This is a genomic window from Emticicia oligotrophica DSM 17448, from assembly GCF_000263195.1.
GTDB classification, from domain to species: Bacteria; Bacteroidota; Bacteroidia; order Cytophagales; family Spirosomataceae; genus Emticicia; species Emticicia oligotrophica.
In genome coordinates, this window is the sequence record NC_018748.1 from 1,153,010 (window position 1) to 1,172,761 (window position 19,752).

18 protein-coding genes and 1 tRNA gene are annotated in these 19,752 nt (G+C 36.0%); 8 read left to right on the plus strand and 11 right to left on the minus strand.

Annotated elements, in window-relative coordinates; genetic code table 11:
- Positions 1-13: 13 nt before the first annotated feature.
- Together EMTOL_RS04840 and EMTOL_RS04845 are read right to left on the minus strand one after the other, a co-directional pair.
- Positions 14-1,360 carry a TolC family protein gene (locus tag EMTOL_RS04840; RefSeq protein ID WP_082892969.1) on the minus strand — a complete coding sequence of 449 codons (1,347 nt, stop codon included), beginning with the start codon at positions 1,358-1,360 and terminating at the stop codon, positions 14-16.
- Positions 1,361-1,430: 70 nt separating this feature from the next.
- Positions 1,431-2,042 carry a TetR/AcrR family transcriptional regulator gene (locus EMTOL_RS04845; RefSeq protein WP_015028157.1) on the minus strand — a complete coding sequence of 204 codons (612 nt, stop codon included), beginning with the start codon at positions 2,040-2,042 and terminating at the stop codon, positions 1,431-1,433.
- A 496-nt stretch (positions 2,043-2,538) separates the two neighbouring features.
- Between EMTOL_RS04845 and EMTOL_RS04850 the strand changes: the two genes are divergently transcribed.
- Both EMTOL_RS04850 and EMTOL_RS04855 read left to right on the plus strand, forming a co-directional pair.
- Entirely contained in the window at positions 2,539-3,588 is a 1,050-nt protein-coding gene (locus tag EMTOL_RS04850; protein ID WP_015028158.1) for a quinone-dependent dihydroorotate dehydrogenase, read from the plus strand.
- A gap of 169 nt (positions 3,589-3,757) precedes the next feature.
- Positions 3,758-4,288 carry a YceI family protein gene (locus tag EMTOL_RS04855; RefSeq protein ID WP_015028159.1) on the plus strand — a complete coding sequence of 177 codons (531 nt, stop codon included), beginning with the start codon at positions 3,758-3,760 and terminating at the stop codon, positions 4,286-4,288.
- Positions 4,289-4,343: 55 nt separating this feature from the next.
- On the opposite strand, the gene EMTOL_RS04860 is transcribed toward EMTOL_RS04855, so the two are convergent.
- Positions 4,344-5,132 (minus strand): SDR family oxidoreductase, encoded by a 789-nt coding sequence (locus EMTOL_RS04860; protein ID WP_015028160.1) that lies wholly within the window; start codon positions 5,130-5,132, stop codon positions 4,344-4,346.
- Between the two features lie 117 nt (positions 5,133-5,249).
- Here EMTOL_RS04860 and EMTOL_RS04865 point away from each other — a divergent pair, with 117 nt between their 5' ends.
- Together EMTOL_RS04865 and EMTOL_RS04870 are read left to right on the plus strand one after the other, a co-directional pair.
- Positions 5,250-6,170 (plus strand): glycosyltransferase family 2 protein, encoded by a 921-nt coding sequence (locus tag EMTOL_RS04865; protein ID WP_041693915.1) that lies wholly within the window; start codon positions 5,250-5,252, stop codon positions 6,168-6,170.
- On the plus strand, positions 6,170-6,868 hold the full coding sequence (locus tag EMTOL_RS04870) for a GNAT family N-acetyltransferase (RefSeq protein WP_015028162.1): 699 nt from the start codon (positions 6,170-6,172) through the stop codon (positions 6,866-6,868). The genes EMTOL_RS04865 and EMTOL_RS04870 overlap by 1 nt, the downstream gene beginning before the upstream one ends.
- 47 nt (positions 6,869-6,915) lie before the next feature.
- Here the strand turns inward: EMTOL_RS04870 and nusG are convergent, their stop codons facing one another.
- The 7 genes from nusG to EMTOL_RS04905 form a co-directional block, all read right to left on the minus strand.
- On the minus strand, positions 6,916-7,473 hold the full coding sequence (gene nusG, locus EMTOL_RS04875) for a transcription termination/antitermination protein NusG (RefSeq protein ID WP_015028163.1): 558 nt from the start codon (positions 7,471-7,473) through the stop codon (positions 6,916-6,918).
- Between the two features lie 25 nt (positions 7,474-7,498).
- Positions 7,499-7,681 (minus strand): preprotein translocase subunit SecE, encoded by a 183-nt coding sequence (gene secE, locus EMTOL_RS04880; protein WP_015028164.1) that lies wholly within the window; start codon positions 7,679-7,681, stop codon positions 7,499-7,501.
- 23 nt (positions 7,682-7,704) lie between these two features.
- Positions 7,705-7,775: transfer RNA gene (locus EMTOL_RS04885), tRNA-Trp, on the minus strand.
- Between the two features lie 204 nt (positions 7,776-7,979).
- Positions 7,980-9,302, minus strand: a complete 1,323-nt coding sequence (gene tyrS, locus EMTOL_RS04890; RefSeq protein WP_015028165.1) for a tyrosine--tRNA ligase — start codon at positions 9,300-9,302, stop codon at positions 7,980-7,982.
- Positions 9,303-9,511: 209 nt separating this feature from the next.
- Positions 9,512-10,171: a porin family protein gene (locus EMTOL_RS04895; RefSeq protein ID WP_015028166.1), complete on the minus strand. Its 660-nt coding sequence runs from the start codon at positions 10,169-10,171 to the stop codon at positions 9,512-9,514.
- 144 nt (positions 10,172-10,315) lie between these two features.
- Positions 10,316-11,521 carry an S-adenosylmethionine:tRNA ribosyltransferase-isomerase gene (locus EMTOL_RS04900; RefSeq protein ID WP_015028167.1) on the minus strand — a complete coding sequence of 402 codons (1,206 nt, stop codon included), beginning with the start codon at positions 11,519-11,521 and terminating at the stop codon, positions 10,316-10,318.
- Positions 11,522-11,554: 33 nt separating this feature from the next.
- Positions 11,555-12,064, minus strand: a complete 510-nt coding sequence (locus EMTOL_RS04905; protein WP_015028168.1) for a DUF1648 domain-containing protein — start codon at positions 12,062-12,064, stop codon at positions 11,555-11,557.
- Between the two features lie 239 nt (positions 12,065-12,303).
- On the opposite strand from EMTOL_RS04905, the gene EMTOL_RS04910 reads away from it, so the two are divergent.
- The 4 genes from EMTOL_RS04910 to purH all read left to right on the plus strand — a co-directional run bounded on the left by EMTOL_RS04910 (position 12,304) and on the right by purH (position 18,468).
- Positions 12,304-13,317 (plus strand): hypothetical protein, encoded by a 1,014-nt coding sequence (locus tag EMTOL_RS04910; protein ID WP_015028169.1) that lies wholly within the window; start codon positions 12,304-12,306, stop codon positions 13,315-13,317.
- Positions 13,280-15,769, plus strand: coding sequence for a hypothetical protein (locus EMTOL_RS04915; protein WP_305953177.1), 2,490 nt, complete (start codon positions 13,280-13,282; stop codon positions 15,767-15,769). Before EMTOL_RS04910 ends, EMTOL_RS04915 begins: the two co-directional genes overlap by 38 nt.
- A gap of 115 nt (positions 15,770-15,884) precedes the next feature.
- Entirely contained in the window at positions 15,885-16,436 is a 552-nt protein-coding gene (locus EMTOL_RS04920) for a cob(I)yrinic acid a,c-diamide adenosyltransferase (RefSeq protein WP_015028171.1), read from the plus strand.
- Positions 16,437-16,947: 511 nt separating this feature from the next.
- Positions 16,948-18,468, plus strand: coding sequence for a bifunctional phosphoribosylaminoimidazolecarboxamide formyltransferase/IMP cyclohydrolase (gene purH, locus EMTOL_RS04930; protein WP_015028172.1), 1,521 nt, complete (start codon positions 16,948-16,950; stop codon positions 18,466-18,468).
- 82 nt (positions 18,469-18,550) lie between these two features.
- Here the strand turns inward: purH and EMTOL_RS04935 are convergent, their stop codons facing one another.
- Complete coding sequence (locus tag EMTOL_RS04935; protein WP_015028173.1) at positions 18,551-19,696, minus strand: Gfo/Idh/MocA family protein; 1,146 nt, start codon at positions 19,694-19,696, stop codon at positions 18,551-18,553.
- Between the last annotated feature and the right edge of the window lie 56 nt (positions 19,697-19,752).

Consider the following 19,752-nt stretch of genomic DNA (forward strand, 5'->3'; position numbering starts at 1 on the left):
GCTGGCGTTGGGCTTATTCTGCCAATAGTTTACCCATTGCTTTATCTAAATCTACTTTAGCAATTAATAAATCATAGAGTGCAGCGAAGTAATTTGTTTGAGCTTCTTTTAAAGAAGATTCTGCATTTACTACTTCAATATTTGTACCAGCACCAGCTTGATATTTAATCTTCGAAACCCTTACTACTTCTTGAGCTAAATCGAGGTTAGCTTTTTGAGTTTTTAGTGTTTCTAAACCATTTTTTAAACTAATAATTCCTTGTGTTGCTTGTAATTCAAATGATTCACGTAAAAACAATGCACTTTGGTCAATTCTTGTAAGGTTGATGTTTTGTTGTTGAATCTGAAGCTTACGAAGTCCACTGTCGTAAATCGGAATCTGTACACCAAGTGTTAGAGCCGATGAGCCAAACCAACGCTCAAATGGGTTGAAACGCGGGTTACTGTGCCCTGCTCCAAGTGAACCGCTAAAGAATACTTTTGGTAATGCCCCTTTCTGAATACGCTCAATATCAAGCGTTGTAAGTTTTTTCTGAGTCATTAAAGTGGCATATTCAACTCTGTTAGCGTAATCTACTCCTTGATATTCTGGCAATTGAAGCTGATTGATGTCTGTTTCAGAAAGTTTGTCTTTCAAAGTAAGTGATTCTTGCTGTTTCATTCCCATCTGAAACTTCAAGAGTGCATAACTTAATTGAATCAAATTTTCAACTTTTTGGGTTTCAGTAACTAAATTATTACGTTGAACCTGTAAGCGGTCTACATCTAATTTTTCTACAAAACCTTTTTCATTCATAATTTTCAGCTCACGTAACATCGTGTCTAATCGACTGATGTTAAGCCCCAACAACTTGCTTCTTTCTTCTGCCACTAAAACCGAATAATAAGCCTTCATTACGTTTTCAACAACGCCCACCTTTGAAGTTGCAACCGTGCGTTGTGCCAGTTCTCTGTAAACAGGTGCGGCTTTTAAACCAACTAACCACGTGGCATCAAATATTAATTGATTCAGTCCAATTCCAGCCTGACCACCCCATGGCACACCAAACTTAAATTTCACTACTTCACCTTCTGCAGCCTGTGGATTAAAGTTTTTTGCTGCAACCAACTGAGTAGGTACAATTACGTTTGAAGTATATTGAAATTGTCCATTGATTTGTGGCATACCAGCCGCTTTGACTTGCTTAATGGTATTTTCGGCTGAATAAATTTCCAGCTCAGCATTTTTTACATTGATGTGGTTTTTTAAAGCATATTGTACTGCTTCCTTGAGCGTAAACGACTGCTGACTATAAGCATTCGTAACCACCAGAATCAAGAAAAGCAAGCTCAATGCCCTCTTTAAGTGTTTTATTTTCATAATTCTGTATTTGTTTTTAATAGTAAGACTTATTTTGGAGATTGATAATTATTTAAAAAATATTATGTATTTATAATTGAGTTGTGCTAATGTATTTTTCATAAACTTCAAGCCCTTTAAGTGTAATAATTCCTCTAAGAAAATGGTCGATAAAGGTTTTGTGAATATCGTATTGATTGAATTTATCTTTTGGAAAAACACTTTGTTCAAAGGCAAAATCAATTTCTTCCATGCGTAACCTCGCTAAAATCTCGACATTAACTTCTGGACGATAAAGCCCTTGTTTAATTCCCTCCTTTAAGTTTTCCTTGATTATATCTAAATAGATTGTTTTTTTATGCTCTTGAAAAAGTGCCCAAACTTTGGGGTAATACTTTTTTAAATCATAGATAATCACAGGATTAAAGTTGGCAATATTTGCTTTGAGCATTTCTATTTCACGAACAACCTCATGAATCGGGTTCTCAGATTCTTTGTGAATCACTTCGCTCATTTCTTGTTCACAAGTCATTCTCACAACTGCCACTTCTTCTACAATGCTATCTTTATCGGCAAAGTGCATATAGATTGTCTTCTTCGAAATTCCGAGTTCAGAAGCAATCTCGTCCATCGTTACACTGCGAATTCCAAACTTTAGAAAAAGCTCTTCAGCAGCTTTCAATATACGTTCTCTTACTTCCATTATTTACCTTTAAAACTGGCTAAGTTTCATTTGACCTTTATGTTTGTACTAATCAAGAAACTTAGGAAACTTTTAAAAGGTTCAAAGTTTTTATAATTTTTTTTATAGAGCTACTATAAACATACAAAATTGAAAAAACTGATGTAAATCATGAAAACAAAGATGATGAAGCTATAAAATAAGCGTATAAAACCTTATTTTATGAGGATGAACATATTTTCAATGTATTCTTTCTCGAAATATATATATAACTAATTGATAATAAAATTGTATTTTTCTAATTTAAACTTACATTAAGAAAATGTTGTAGTCTATTTTTACTGAAAATTTATAGATAAATCGTATTTTTGTAAACCTATCTATTTTATCTGCCCTGCTGTAAATATGATTGAATTCAAAAAGCATTTGCTAAACTAGCCCACATACCTAATTAATTACATAAGTATCCAGCTATAAACTAAACACTTACTGTAAAAACCTAAAATTTTAAGCCTAAATGAGTTTCTACAAAAATCTTGTATTTCCGTACCTAACTAAATACGACGCAGAGAAAATCCATTATACAGTAATGAATACGCTCAAATTTGCCTGCTCTATTCCATTCATGCCAGCAATTTTGAGGCTTATTTTTGAGAAAAAAGATGCTCGTTTAGAAAGAAAAGTTTTTGGTCTTCGCTTTAAAAATCCAGTAGGTTTAGCTGCGGGCTTTGATAAAAATGGTATTTGGACCGACGAGCTATCTAATCTTGGTTTTGGATTTATCGAAATCGGTACTGTTACACCAAAACCACAATCAGGTAATGATAAACCTCGACTCTTCAGACTAAAACCTGACCGTGCACTGATTAACCGCATGGGCTTTAATAACGAGGGTTCAATGGCTGCAGCAAATAATCTTCGTAAACGTAAAACAAAGGTTATCGTAGGTGGAAACATTGGAAAAAACAAAGTGACTGAAAACGATGAAGCTATATACGATTACCTCAAGGCTTTCAATGACCTCTATCCTTACGTAGATTACTTTGTGGTGAATGTGAGTTCTCCAAACACGCCTGGTTTAAGAGATTTACAAGAAAAAGAACCGTTGAAATATATTTTGAAGGTTTTGGAAAGAGATAATGGAAGAAAATCAAAACCTAAGCCTATCCTTCTGAAAATTGCACCTGATTTGACTAACGAGCAACTTGATGATGTGATTGAAATTGTAAAAGAAACTCGTACAGCAGGTGTCATTGCAACCAATACAACCATTAGTAGAGAAGGTTTGGTATCTGACAAGGAAACTGTTACTGAAATTGGAGCGGGTGGTTTAAGTGGTAAACCTCTCACTGACCGTTCGACCGAAGTTATTAGGTATTTATCAGAAAAATCGAACAAAGCGTTTCCTATTATTGGCGTTGGAGGAATTTATTCCGCACAAGATGCAATTGATAAACTGAATGCAGGAGCCTCACTCGTTCAAGTCTATTCTGGCTTTATCTATGAAGGCCCAAGCATTGTAAAAGAAATTTGTAATGGAATTTTGAAAGAAATACCCAAAAAATAAATAATTGACTATCAATGTCTTAGCATTAAAAAAGTGTTGTTCTCAAAAAGAACAACACTTTTTTTTTATTTTTTGAAACCTTTTCATATTCTCTTTTGTATTATATGTATATACATACAATGTAAATACATAATTAAAAATATTCTAAAAATTTAAACATTTTAAAACTATGGCTACTTGGATTATTGACCCAACTCACTCTGAAGTTAATTTCAAAGTAAAACACTTAATGATTTCTACTGTTACTGGTACATTCGGAACTTACGAAGGTTCGATTGAAACAGCTAATGACACTGATTTCGCAGGTGCAAAAGTTAGCTTCTCGGCAGATATTGATAGCATTTCTACTAATCAAGAACAAAGAGATGGACACTTGAAATCGGCTGATTTCTTTGATGCAGCAAGCTTCCCAAAATTAACTTTTGCAGCAACATCAATGGAAAAAGTTGATGATGAAACTTATCATGTAACTGGTGACTTGACAATTAAAGGAACTACAAAACCTGTAACTTTGAAAGCAGAGTTTGGTGGTATTATGGGCGATTTTTACGGAAATACAAAGGCTGGTTTTGAAATTGCAGGAAAAATCAACCGTCAAGATTTCGGACTTACTTGGGGTGCAGTAACAGAAGCAGGTGGCGTAGTGGTAAGTGATGAAGTAAAATTAGCTTTCAATATTCAATTAGTGAAGCAGGCTTAATTTTTTGGTTTAAGGTGAAACGCGGAAGGCTCTTTTAAGAAAGAGCCTTCATTTTTTATAAACTACTAGTCTTGCCACCATCTACAGGAATACTTACCCCATTGACAGATGCGGCTGCAGGAGAACACAAAAAGGCGATAACTGCGGCTGTTTCTTGGGGAGCTGTAAACCTTCCAATCGGAATTTCTTTAATTAGCTCTTGCTCTACTTCACTAACACTCTTTTGCGTAGCTGAAGCTCGCATTTCGTTTACTTTCTGCAAGCGTGCCGTTGTTGTATAGCCCGGAAGCACATTGTTAGTTGTAATACCAAATTTTCCAAGCTCATTTGCCATTGATTTAGCCCAATTACCTATTGCCCCACGAATGGTATTCGATACCCCCAAACCAACAATTGGCTGCTTCATACCTACGGATGTAATGTTGATGATGCGTCCAAACCCATCTTTTTTCATACTCGGAACAAGTGCTTGTGTAAGTATTTGGGCAGCAATAACATGCTCATTAAAAGTTTGTAGAAATAAGTCGGGAGAAGCTTCAATCACAGGGCCTCCGACTGGGCCGCCTGTATTATTCACCAAAATATGAGCCTCAGGATATTTTGTCAAATGACGTTCAATTCGAGATTTTATTTGGTTAGTTTTTGAAAAATCAATCAGTAAATAGCGATGTTTTTGACCTTTTTTGCGTGGAAGTTCGTCTAATACTGCTTTTAATTTTTCTTCATTTCGAGCCACTAATGTAATATTTGCCCCTAAAAGTGCTAATTCGACGGCGGCGGCTTTACCAATGCCTTGTGTGCTGCCACATACGAAGGCAGTTTTTCCTGATAAATCTAGATTCATAGCTGTTGTTTGTTTACTGCAAAGTTACAGTTTTATTAATTTTTATCTAAATCATTCAAAAAATCATTTGGTACTATGCAGCTAAGTGTCGAATTTTGCAATAAAAAAGCTTTTCGAATGTACTTATCTATTGTTTCACCTGTTTATAGAGCTCAAGAAATTGTTGATAAATTAGTTGAAGAAATTCATCAAGCCGTCAGGCCAATAACCGATTCTTACGAAATTATTTTGGTAGAAGATGGTAGTCCTGATAAATCTTGGGAAGCCATCGAACGTGTATGTAGCAATGATACTTATGTGAAAGGTGTAAAACTAAGTAGAAACTTTGGTCAACATGCTGCCATCAATGCGGGATTAAGCATTTCAAAAGGAGAATGGATAGTTGTGATGGACTGTGACCTTCAAGATAGGCCAGATGAGATTCCGCATTTATTGAATAAAGCGAAAGAAGGATATGAGCTTGTTTTTGCTCAACGACAAATTCGACAGGATGGATTTTTCAAGAAACTTTCTTCTAAGTTATTTTATAAAATTTTTAGCTACTTAACCGATACCATACAAGATAGTAGCGTGGCAAACTTTGGCATTTATCACCGAAAAGTGATAGATGCAGTAGTTAGTTTGGGCGACCGAATTAGGTTTTTTCCTACCATGACCCAATGGGTGGGATTTCGTAAGGCTTACTTGCCCGTCAAACACGATGAACGTGCATCGGGAAAATCATCGTATTCATGGGCAAAACTCATTGAATTGGCTTTCAATAATATCATTTCCTTCTCTGATAAACCACTCCGCCTCACAGTTAGGCTTGGTTTAATGATGTCGCTTGTGGCAATTCTTTTAGGAATCGGCTACCTATACCTATACTTTAGCAATCAAATCAAACAATTGGGTTTTGCCAGTATTATTATTTCCATTACATTTTTTTCGGGGCTTATCATATTCATTTTGGGTATTATTGGTATTTATTTAGGTAAAACTTTCGAGCAAGTCAAAGGGAGACCCGTGCATATTATCGACCAAAAATTAAATTTTTAATGATACACTTAACTTGGGATAGTGCATTCTTTCATAAAAAAATCGCTCGAATTGATGCTAGTAAAGATTTAGAAATACTATCTTCTCAGCTCGAACAAGCGTTTCTTGAACAATATGATTTGATTTATGTTTTTGCCGAAAAAGAAACCCTATTACCGCAAGATATTCTTGAGCAATTCAATGGAAAACTTGTAGATAGAAAAATTACCTATACCGCTTCGATAGATTTATTAAAAACCAAAACTCTAGTTGAAACCAAAGAATTTAATGAAATTGAAGGGCATTTGTTGTATGAACTAGCTTATCTCAGTGGTAATCATTCAAGATTTAAGTTAGATACAAGTTTGGGAATAGAAAATTTTAAGCGACTTTATCGAGAATGGATTGATAAATCTGTCAGCCACCAAATTGCTCAGAAAATATATATTTATGAAAACAACGGGCAAATTGGAGGTATGGTAACGCTTAGTATCAAGGATACGCAGGCGAATATTGGTCTGATTGCCGTTGATGAAACTTTACAAGGGCAGGGTGTTGGCATTTCTCTGATTCATGCCTGTGCAGAATATTGCAAGAAAAATAATATTCAAACACTCGATGTACCTACACAGCTTGATAATAGACAAGCCTGTAAATTTTACGAAAAATGTGGTTTTGTTGAGAAGCAAATTCAAAATATTTATCATTTTTGGGCATAAAAAAAGCCTTTCTTTTCAGAAAGGCTCTCCTTAATATTCTTTGTTGATTATTGCAATTTTTCAACTTGCATATACCCCAATTCAACTGGAGTACTACGTCCGAAGATTTTAACGCTCACGCTCAATTTCTTCTTATCTTCGTTCACTTCCTCAACATTACCATCGAAACCACTGAATGGGCCATCGATTACCTTCACATTTTCGCCTTTTACGAATGTAAGTGTTGGAGAAATATTATCACCGATAATAACCTCTTCTTGCACACCCAAAATACGATTTATTTCAGATTGACGTAAAGGCTCAGGAGTCATGGAAGTACCATTATTACGACCCAAGAAACCAATTACACCTGGCATTGTCTTGATTAAGTGAAGCACTTCACCATTGTTTAGGTCGGCATTAACAAGAATATATCCTGGAAAATAACTTTTTTCACGAACACGTTTCTTACCATTACGAACCTCTGTGATTTTTTCAGTTGGAATTAAGATTGACGGAATTAAGTCATCCAACTTGCGTCGAATTGCTTCGTTTTCGATGTAGGTTTTGATTTTCTTCTCCTGTCCCGAAACTGCCCGCACAACGTACCAATTGATTTCGCTCATTGTATAGGAAATTTTAGGATTTTACTTAGATTGATTGGTAGAATAAACGCAGACCATTCTCGATTAAGAAATCGATAACACCTACTACTAAAGCAAAAATTAATGATGCCACAAGCACAAGTGTAGCACTTGCTTGTAGTTCACTCCATTTGGGCCATGTTACCTCTTTGGTTACTTCTTCCCAAGAGTTTTTAAAAAATTCTTGCATAATATCTTCTTGAATAAAAATTGCACGGGCACTAAGATTCGAACTCAGATCAAAGGTTTTGGAGACCCGTATGCTACCATTGCACCATGCCCGTGTATGTTTCCCTCTTTTGTTTGGGACTGCAAAGATACGTCTATTTTTTTTCTTTGCAAATAGGAAAGCTCAAAATTATGCCAAAAAAATGATAAAATATAGGAATTAGGAATTAAGAATTGTCGAATATGCTTTGTAAATATTTGATAATTAAATATTTACAAATAAAACCACCAATTCTTAATTCATCATTCTCAATTCTTAATTAATATAAAATTTTTACAATATGATTTTTCTTGCCTTTTCCAACCAACAAATATTTGCCTTGCAAAAGTTGGAGTTCGGAAAGTGCCAGCTTTTCATCTGTAATTTTTACTTTATTAATACTTAAACCATTGCCTTGAATGGCACGACGTGCTTCGCCTTTTGATGGATAAATTTCGTTGTTGGTCACTACCGAAACTAAGTCTAATACGTTTGTGCAAGAATCCCAAGTTTCTTTTGAAATTTCGGTGGTAGGAACGCCATCAAATACACTTGTAAAAGTAGCCTCATCTAAACTTTGAAGTGTTTCGAGGGTTCCTTTTCCAAATAATACTTCCGATGCCTTCACCGCCAATTCGTACTGTTCTTCGCCATGCACACGGCTTGTTACATCTTTTGCCAATGCTTTTTGTCCGATTCTCAAATGAGGAGCTTCTGCGTGTTGAGCTTCAATGCTTTCAATTTCAGCTCTTGAATAAAGCGTAAATACTCTTAGTAGTTTTGGCAAATCACGGTCATCTTGTCCTAACCAATATTGGTAAAATTGGTATGGTGAAGTAAGGTTTGCATCAAGCCAGATAGTTTCGCCACCAGCCGATTTACCCATTTTAGTACCATCAGCTTTGGTTACTAATGGTGTAGTGAGAGCAAAGGCTTTGTAACTTAAGCTTTCATCTTCTACTTCGCCCACAATAGCCGATTCTTTTCTACGAATTAACTCCGTACCAGTTGTGATATTTCCCCACTGGTCAGAACCACCCATTTGTAAGCGAACGTTCTTATTTTTATACAACCAGTAAAAATCGTAGCCTTGTAATAATTGGTAAGAAAATTCAGTGAATGAAATACCCGTTGCCAAACGATTTTTTACCGAATCTTTCGACATCATGTAATTAACAGTAAGGTATTTACCTACTTCTCTCAAAAACTCCAAGAAACCTATTTCTTTAAACCAATCATAGTTATTAACCATTTCGGCTGAATTTTCGCCGCAATCAAAATCAAGAAACTTAACTAATTGATTTCGGATACCCTCTTGATTTGCTTTTAAAGTTTCTTCTGAAAGAAACTGACGCTCAGCCGATTTACCTGAAGGGTCGCCAACCATTCCTGTCGCACCTCCAACCAAGGCATAAGGCTTATGACCAGCTAATTGGAAATGTTTAAGCACCATAATAGTCGCTAAATTTCCGATATGCAATGATTTGGCCGTTGGGTCGAAACCAATATAGCCGGCTGTCATTTCTTTATTTAGTTGTTCTTCGGTGCCTGGCATGGCATCGTGAAGCATTCCTCTCCAGCGTAATTCTTCAATGAAATTCATGATATATTTTAATTATTACTCCTTTTTGATACTCGTAAAAAAAATCCCCTTAGCTTACACCAAGAGGATTAATATATAGCTGATATGTATGTAGTTATCTTACTTGATGCGGTTTTGAACCGAAACAATAATAATATAAACTATATGACACTTGGTTTTTCATACTGCAAAATTAAGCGATTATTTCTATTTCAAAACAATTCCCTATCTTATTTCTTCTTTGGTGTTTTATCTTTTTTAGCCCAACGATAATAATCACTAAAGTTAAATGTAGCAGACACTTGCAAAGTACGGTTTTGGAAATTCAATGGAATAACACTTTTATCGGCCAAAGTATAGGTTTTATTGGTAGTATTGGTCAAACCATGAACGTAGCGAATATTTAAGCTAAACAAATGTGCTGCATCAAGCATATCAATACGAACGCCACCTGCCACACTAAAGTCAGTTTGAGCATAAGGCCCACGTTTAGTGCCTGCATTAAGAGCATAACCATACTCTGGACCAGCTACTAAATGTACATTTTTGGCTACTTCATAACCCAAAATCAAAGAACCTGTTAGGTATTGATAATTATTACGAAGAATGGTATTTCCTGTTTCGGCAAAGTTAGTAGATGCTTTAAAACTACCACCTTTCGCCTGAAAATATGCTTCTGGTTGAACACTAAATTTTTGCAAATTCCAACGATAAAAAGCACCCAAATTAATATCATTTCTAAACTTATTAAAAATGTTTGTTTGGTTATTAATAATAGCTGTTTTTGAGTTGCTAATACCTCCTTTGAATCCGTATTGAGTATTTGGTCTGATTTGGGCAAAGCTTACTAGGCTCGCTAAAACAAAAAGAGTGGTTAATGTTTTTTTCATTGAAATATTTTTGTCTTGTAGGACAGGTTTTCAAGCTGTCTCTTTTGGTTTTAGTGAATTCGTGTTCACTATTACATACATGGAAAATAAATTAGCGAACTTTATGGTCGCACCAGTATTGATAACGAAATTTCGGTCGCAAAATTACGGAATCAAAAGCGAAGAATCACCATAACTCAAGAAACGAAAATCATTTTCGAGGGCATAATTATAAATTTTCTGCCAATTTTCACCCACCAAGGCGGCTACAAGCAAAATTAATGTAGAATCTGGCTGATGAAAATTCGTAATGATACCTTTACAAACTCTAAATTTATAACTCGGAAAAATGAAAATTTCAGTTTCACCAATGATTTGAGTAAGGTTATTCTCATTCATATAAGCCAAAATAGCTTGCAGAGAATCTACTAAACTTACTTCTTCTGTTTGTTCGTATGGTAATAGTTTTTCGATAAAGAAAGCTTCATTTCCATTGCACAATTTCACTCCATACCAATATAAACTTTCAAGCGAACGCATAGATGTTGTGCCTACTGGAATCACAAAGCTTGCATTGGCCAAAAGGTTTTCGATGAATGATTTTTCGAATACAATTTGCTCACAGTGCATATTGTGTTCTACCACATTTTTCACTTTTATTGGCTGGAAAGTCCCTGCTCCTACGTGCAAGGTCACAAAATCATGTTTGATACCCTTTTGCTCTAATTCGGTGAACACATTTTCTGTAAAATGTAAGCCAGCCGTTGGAGCTGCTACTGCCCCATCTTTTTTCGAATAAACCGTTTGATAAGTATCGTAATCTTTTTGCTCGGTTTCTCGTTTGAGATAAGGAGGTAGCGGAATTTGTCCAAAATATCTAACGATTTCGGCAAACGACAGCTCTCGATTATCCCACGAAAATTTCACATAATTCTTCTCTACATCAACCAACTCGGCGATAAAATTTACCTGAAGCATAGGTTTTTCCAAAGCAGCTCCAGTAATTATCGAACTCACTTTTTCCTTGAATCGCTTTTTATTACCTATCATACAAGCCCACGTACAAGTATCGGTTGTTTCCATTACTTGCGAAACCACATTCGATGGCTCTACGGGATTAAGCAAAAACACCTCTATAACAACACCATTCGCTTTCTGAAAAAAAAGTCTTGCAGGAATAACCTTAGTATTATTGAAAACTAAAAAGGTATCGTCGGGCAAATGTTTGGGTAGGCTATGAAAAATATCTTCCGAAATTTGCTCAGATTTATAAAGCAATAGTTTCGACGAATCACGTGGTTCTACAGGAAAACGGGCAATTCGCTCATCTGGAAGGTCATAATTATACTTTTCTAAGTCTAATTCGAGCATATACTTAAAATTTTAACCAATCAAACGAAGCAATTATGCTTGTTCTTCGCTTGGATTAGTAAACAACAATCTGATTGGTAAGATAAAAATCAAGATGATGAGCAAAACAAAACCAACAACCAAAACCCAATTATAATCAAAGTCGAGTTTTTGATTTTCCGTGCTATTGATTCGACGCACACCCAACAAAACAAAAGCTAAAAAGGTATTTGTAAGTGCTAAAAAGGCATTAAACCAACCTTCAATTAAGCCACTTAATTGCTCAGGACTTTTCGCCCAAACGCTCATCGGATTCAGTTTCGCAAAGTTGATTTTTAGCACTTGGGTTTTCAAAACTCCCCACAAAAGATTAAAAACGATGATAATGCCGAAGGACATATAGAACAAATCTTGCTTATCAACAAAACCATCAGGATTACCACTTTCGGTATGATGTACGGCTACACTTTCGGGTAAAGTAAAGTAGCAAAGCATAAGTACACCAACCAATAAAGGCATAGAGGCTTTTCGCCAAAAATTAAAAAAAACGTTGAGTATTGACATATCGCTAAATGTAGAATTAAGAATGTAGCACGTAGATTCGAAGTTTCCTCCTTTCTAACATATACTTTTTCTATGATTAAAATGTTTTTGTGAATAGCACACTTCGCTCAATTTTTTCGTTAGGTGCTTTCAGCTGCAAAGTTAGGGCAGAGAATTGAGAGTATCAGATTTTTATTGAAAAAACTAATTTCTACTTTCAGCTTTGTATCTTTAGGGCTTCATTATTTTAGACTTTTAATATGCGTGTTTGGGGAATCTTACTTGTATTTTTTTGCTGGTCGTGCAAAGAAGAGAAACCACCGAAAGAGGTTTCGAGAGGAATTTATTATTGGAAATCGAATTTCAAATTAAATGCTTCCGAAAAAGAAATACTCGAAAAATGCAAAGTTGAAAAACTCTATATCAAAGCCTTTGATTTGGACTGGGATTTTGTCAAAAAAAGAGCTATTCCGAAAGCTTCTATCCGATTCGAAGATTCGGTTTCGAAGAAAACAGCATTGATTCCAACTATATTCATTACGAATCAAGTAATAAAACAAATAACTGATAATGAATTAGATACGACCACTTTTTTCATCAAAAAACACCTCGAATCTACATTTAAAGGAAAGCCTTACAACGAAATCCAGTTCGATTGTGATTGGACTATTTCGACCCGTGAAAAATATTTTAGTTTACTTCGTTTATTAAAGAAACGCTTTGCTGATAAGCATCTTTCGGCTACCATTCGCTTGCATCAAATAAAGTTTGCTCACAAAACTGGCATTCCACCCGTCGAGCGAGGCATGCTAATGTTTTATAATATGTCGAATTGGAAAAAAGCCCAAATCAAGAACTCCATTTATGACCTCGATGCGGCATCTCAATACCTAAGTACACTCGATGATTATCCATTGCCACTTGATTTGGTGATGCCTATTTTTAGATGGGCGATTGTTTATAGAGGAGAAAAATTCTTAACAGTCATCAATAATCTCGACAGTGAAATATTAAGCAAATTGAACTTTTTAACTCAAAAAGAAAACAAATATTGGGTACAGGAAGATACTTCTGCCTTTGGAATTTCGTTGAGAAAAGGCGATATGATTCGCGTGGAAGAAGTGCCTTTCGAAGAATTATTGAAAGGCTCACGTACCTTACACAATAAAATTTCAACACAAAAACTTACCTTTGCTTTGTATCACTTAGACCAACCAAATATCACTTTTTATGGCAATGAAGAACTCTCTCAAATCTATGCTTCGTTTGAGTAATCGAACCAAATCTTTCATCATTTTATTTCTGATTGCTTGCGGCCCCATGCCTTTCGATTACGATGAATTTAAGAGTTTTTTCTCGCCCGAAAGTGCCGCCAATGAATCAATATTTAGACCCTATAATTTTACCACACAATTTACCTATGGCAATAATTATTGGTCGGCAGAAGCTAACCTTTCACCTGACCAATCAGCTAATCAGCAAGCATGGGCTGAATATGCTGGCATTTCTGAAAAAGAAGTAGGAGCAGAATTATATCCAGCCTACGGAGAAAACAACAGCAATGCTCTAAGCAATGCCTTACAAAGAAAGGGTAAAACTGAAGCTCTTGAATACTTAACTTTAGCTAAAGAAATTGAATCTGTTGATACAGCCTATGAAGACCCTTATGCTGAAAATGATACCACTAAAGCTCAAACACCAACAGATTATGTAGCTTTAGAAAGTAAAATTCAAGATTTATCGGCTCGAACCAATGATTCATTCTTGAAGGAAAGATTAGCTTATCAAGCAGTGAAAGTAGCCGATATGGCCGATAACCCTAAGAAAAGCATTGATTTATACGAAAAACTCGTTAAACCACTCAAAACCAAAACTTTTATCAGTGACTGGGCCGCTTCTCGCATGGCAGGAGCATACATGCACGCTGGCGACTCTACTAGTGCATTTTACCATTTTTCGCAGATTTTGGTGAATGCCCCTACTCGCCAGTCAGCCGCTTATTTGAGTTTAAAAAGAATCACAAAATTTGGAGAAGATGCTCTAAAACTTTGCAAAAACGATAACGAAAAAGCCAATTTATATGCTGCTACTGCCGTTTTGCCTTTGCAAGATGGCCTACCTTTGCTTGAAAAAATCAAGGATTTAGATTCGAAAAATAAATTACTTGAATTTGTAATGGCTCGTGAAATTAATAAAAACGAGTATTATTTTTTCAATAATCAAGAAACCCTACAATATGGTTTCTGGGAAGTCGATTCGCTCACTAAAGTTAGCTGGAAAAGCAATGCTAAAAACTATTTCGAGAAACTATTGGCCTTTAACCTTGATGCTGCCGAAGATGCCAATCTGAAGAGTTCTCCTTTTTGGTACACCGCTGCTTCATATTTAGCATTTATCGGAAAAGACTTGTCTAAAGCTCAAGAATTACTCCAAAAAGCAAAGGCTATTCCAACCGATAATCAAAGTCTGAAAGACCAAATAGCCATGCAAGAAATGATTTTTGCCGTAAGTGAAACAGATGTAGTTACGCCAAATATGGAGGCTACCGTCATGCCTCTTTTAGAACGCTTTGCTCGTTCTGATAAATTTAGAGTGGCCAATAATTTCAATGCGGCTTGCAAAATCATGGCTGCAAAATATGAGGAGTTACCCGTAAACGATGAATTTGCTGAAAATTTAGGCGAAAAATCTACGGTAGTTTCTTCGCAATCGAACAAATCACTGGGTTGGTTCTCTGGTTGTTTTGGAAAGAAATCGAAAGATGAAAAAACTGCTGAAGGCGTTTTGGTTTCGACTGCTTCGCCCGAAAATCAGGCAAAAGCATTTATCCTGAAAGTTTTGGCGTCTGCTCAACAAGCCAAACAAACTGAATATGGTGGTACGGCTTCATTTATGAGTAATACTGACCAATATGAAATTGAAGCAAAAACTTCTTCGAAAGTAATCAATTATGTCATTGATTATTTCAAGAAAAAATCACCTAATAATTTCGACCAAAAACTACAAGCAATGGCAGGTTTCAATAATGAATACCTATACACTGTTTTGGGTCGTAGAGCTTTGGCCGAACATCAATATGCACAAGCAGCTGAAGCTTGGAAAAATGTATCGCCACAAACTTGGCAAGCCGAACCTTTTCAAACATATTTAGATGTAAATCCGTTTAGCCTAAACGGGCTGGGCGATTCAAACGCCAAACAACGCACTACGCCAGTAGCATTTGCTAAGAGAATGGCAGAATTAGAGTCAAAAATTAAGCAAAACCCTAACGATTTTGAAAGTTTGATTCTTTTAGGTTGTGGCAGCTACAACATGAGTTATTATGGCAATAGTTGGATTTTACTTCGTAGAGAATGGAGTACAAATGATACTTTTGATGAAAATGACGATTATTTTTCATACGATAAAGCTCTTTCTTACTTTGATAAAGCCATGCAAGTTGCACCAAAACCAGAGCTTGCTGCCAAAGCTTGTTTTATGGCTGCTACTTGTCAACAAATCAAGTATGCTGGTATTTCATCAAAAATGTATGATGGTATCTACTCTTTGCCAGAAGATGAAATGAAAGCCAAAGAAGAAGCAATCAAGCAAACTTTAAGTAGCTTGAAAAAAGATAAATATTCTACTTACTTCAACCTACTTAAAACAAAATATGGCAGTACAGCATACGAAGAGCAACTGATTGAAGAATGTAGTACTTATAAAGATTATTTGGCAGGAAAATAACCCTTCGGCTACGCTCAGGGTACAGCTTCCTGTTATAAGAAATTAAATATTCTGTTATAAAAAAATAGTTGTGGCACACTTCAAAAGTGTGCCACAACTATTCCAAAGTAATAAAATGAAAATTTATACAAAAACGGGTGACGAAGGTACAACCTCTCTGGTAGGAGGAACACGCATAAGCAAGGCAGATTTAAAAATCGAAGCTTACGGAACTGTTGATGAACTCAACTCATGGATTGGTTTAGTGCGAGACCAGCCAATCAATGATGCGAGAAAGGCAATTTTAAAGGAAATCCAAGACCGATTATTTACCATTGGCTCTGATTTAGCTTCCGAGCCAGAGCAAGTACGCAGAAAGAAAATCCCAGATTTATTTGAGACAGACATAGCGTTACTAGAGCAAGAAATGGATAAAATGGACACCGAACTTCCTGCATTAAGAGCTTTTATTCTACCCGGAGGGAATCAATCGGTTTCATATACTCACATTGCCCGAACTGTCTGTCGACGTGCAGAACGTCTTTCTATTCGTCTATCTAAGGAAGAAGAAGTAAATCCTTTAATTATCAAATACTTAAACCGCCTATCTGATTATTTATTTGTATTATCCCGCAAAATGACACAAGAATTGGGCAGTGAAGAGGTTAACTGGAAACCTCGGATTTAATAACAACGAGGTAACCTCTTCATATAAAAACACTCAGATAAGTAATAGCAAATTTTGAGATAAAACTAATTTAAAACGATTATTATAAGTTTAGTTAATAGCCTTCGTATTTATCACATTTACTAAATTTTGGCACGAATAAAAAACACTTTTTCTATTTTCGTTTTATAGTAGCTACACAATAAATTTTCACTTTATTCCCATTACCTACTCCCTTCAAGTTCATTAAATACTTGATTGGCTTCATAGCAAAATACCTAAAATGGACATCTAAATTTGTATTATTTTTAGATTTTACAAGAACTATCTTACTAAGGGGTAAGATATAAATCATTAAAATCTCACCCTTTTTAATGATTTATGGCTATTTTTTCAATGTTTTTTTATCAAGTACTGGCTTATCAAGAAAAAGCGTTAAATTTGCACTTTCAATGTTTAAGGCTCTCACTAAAAGACTTAGAACGAGTTATAAATATATCTGTATTAGTAATCTGGCAAAAATCATTCTAAAATGACCAAGAAAATCAAATCGGCACTTATTTCGGTTTATTACAAAGACGGTTTAGATAAAATCGTACAGTTGCTTCACGAACATGACGTCCAAATCTTTTCGACTGGTGGAACCCAAAGCTTTATCGAAAATATGGGCATTCCTGTAACAGCTGTAGAAGACCTTACCAGTTACCCTTCTATTTTTGGAGGGCGTGTAAAGACCCTTCACCCAAAGGTTTTCGGAGGTATTCTTTACCGTCGTGACAACGAGGGCGATGTTCAAACTGCGGCTCAATTCGAAATTCCTTCGATTGACTTGGTAATTGTTGATTTATATCCATTTACAGAGACCGTTGCTTCGGGTGCGAGCGAAGAAGATATTATTGAGAAAATTGATATTGGCGGAATCTCATTGATTCGTGGGGCTGCAAAAAACTTCAACGATGTATTGATTGTTTCTTCGCGTGACCAGTACGATGATGTTTTCGAAATTTTAAAAGCAAAAGGTTGTGCAACTGACCTCGAAGATCGTCGTCGTTATGCCAAAGAAGGCTTCCAGATGAGTTCTAGCTACGATACAGCTATACACAATTATTTTGCTGATGATGTATATGCTTCAACACAAAGCTTTAATCTTTTACCTAAAAAGGTATTACGTTATGGCGAGAATCCTCATCAAGCAGCTACTTTCTATGGCGATTTAGACGCCATGTTTGAGCAAATCCATGGCAAAGAATTATCATATAATAATTTGATGGATGTTGAGGCTTGTGTACGCCTAATTGATGAGTTTAACGAAACATCTTTTGTTATCGTGAAGCACAACAACGCTTGTGGCGTAGCTTCGGCTGCTACAGCTAAAGATGCTTATGTAAACGCATTGGCTTGCGACCCAGTTTCAGCTTTTGGGGGTGTAATTATTTCAAATGCTAATATTGATTTAGCTACTGCCGAAGAACTACATAAATTATTCTTTGAGATTCTGATTGCTCCAAGCTTTGATGCAGATGCTTTAGAAATCTTGAAAAAGAAAAAAGACCGTCGATTACTTATCAGAAAACCAGTTGAAGTTAGTAAGAAGCAATTCCGTACTTTACTCAACGGCGTTTTAGAACAAGATAAAGATAATTCAATTGAAACTGCCGAAAACTTCACCGTTGCTACTGAAAAAGCTCCAACACAAGAAGATATTAAGGCTTTAGAATTTGCCTTAAAGATTTGTAAACACTTAAAATCAAACAATGTGGTGTTGGCAAAAGATGGACAAATGTTGGCTTGTGGTGTTGGTCAAACTTCACGTGTGGATGCCCTTAAACAAGCAATCGACAAAGCTGCAGCTTTTGGTTTCGACCTAAACGGAGCGGCAATGGCTTCTGAGGCGTTCTTCCCGTTTGCTGATTGCGTTGAGATTGCTCACAAAGCAGGTATCACAACAGTGGTTCAACCAGGTGGTTCGATTCGTGATAAAGATTCGATTGATTATTGCAATGCTAATGGCCTTTCAATGGTAATGACTGGTGTAAGACATTTCTTGCATTAAGATTTATATGATAATTATTAGTAAAAAGCGAACCATTCTTTCGAATGGTTCGCTTTTTTATATCAGTTTTTTTCTGAATCTATCAGATATTCACCCAAGCTTCTTTACGGTGACTTTCGATAATTCTTTCGCAAATAATCAACTCACGTAAACCATCAGCAAATGTTGGATACGTTGGATTTTCAGGTTGTTTTCCTGCTGCTACAGCGGCATAAACTTCTTTAAATAATTGCTTAGATGTATCTGGGAAACCTTCGTTATGACCACCAGGGAAGCTAATCAAGCTTTGAGCTTCACGATAGAACAACGATGGATCTTTCATCAATTGTTGGTTTGCACCATCACGTTTGCCAATCCACATTTCGTTTGGTTTTTCAGAGCACCATTCGAAATTAGAAACCGAACCAGAAATCTCAATATTCAAACGATTTTTACGTCCAGCCGAAACTTGGCTTACAGTTACGCTACCTTTAGCTCCGTTATCAAATCTTAAAAGTACACTTGCGTGGTCTTCTGTATTGATTGGCACTTCTTGGTAATCAGATGGTTCAAGCATTTTACCAGAATAGGTTTCAATTGCTTTAAGTGGCTTCAAACGAGTTTTGTGTACAGTATTAAAATCGGCCATTACAGCAGTGATTTTTAAACCTGTAATATACTCAGTAACATCTAAAAGGTGCGAACCAATATCAGCAATGGCTCTTGAATCGCCTGATTTATCTGGTTCTAAACGCCAGTTGTAATCAGTTTGATAGAAAAGCCAATCTTGTAAATAGCTACCCATAATTGAGTAGATTTCGCCTAAATCACCTTTCTCACGCATAGTTCTCATCTGACGAACCAGCGGATAATATCTTAAATTAAAGTGAACTGCATTCACTAAACCAGTTTCAGCAGCTAACTTTACTAATTCTTCAGCTTCTTCAATTTTAGTGGCTAAAGGTTTTTCGCATACTACGTGTTTGCCAGCCAACAAAAGAGCCTTCGATTGTGAGTAGTGCAAGAAATTTGGCGTACATACGTGTACACATTCAATTTCCGAATCTTTCAATAAATCTTCGAAAATATACGCACGCTCGATACCCAAAGAAGCTGCTTTGTCTTTCGCTAAATCAATGTTTGCTTCACATAGCCCTAAGACTTCAACATTTGGTAAACGACGGAGGGCTTCAATATGAGCTGGCCCGATAAAACCTGTGCCTACAACGGCAACTTTGATTTTTTTCATGGTAAAACAAACACCCCCGCTCCTAAAAGGGGATAATTTTTAGTGAATAGATAAGA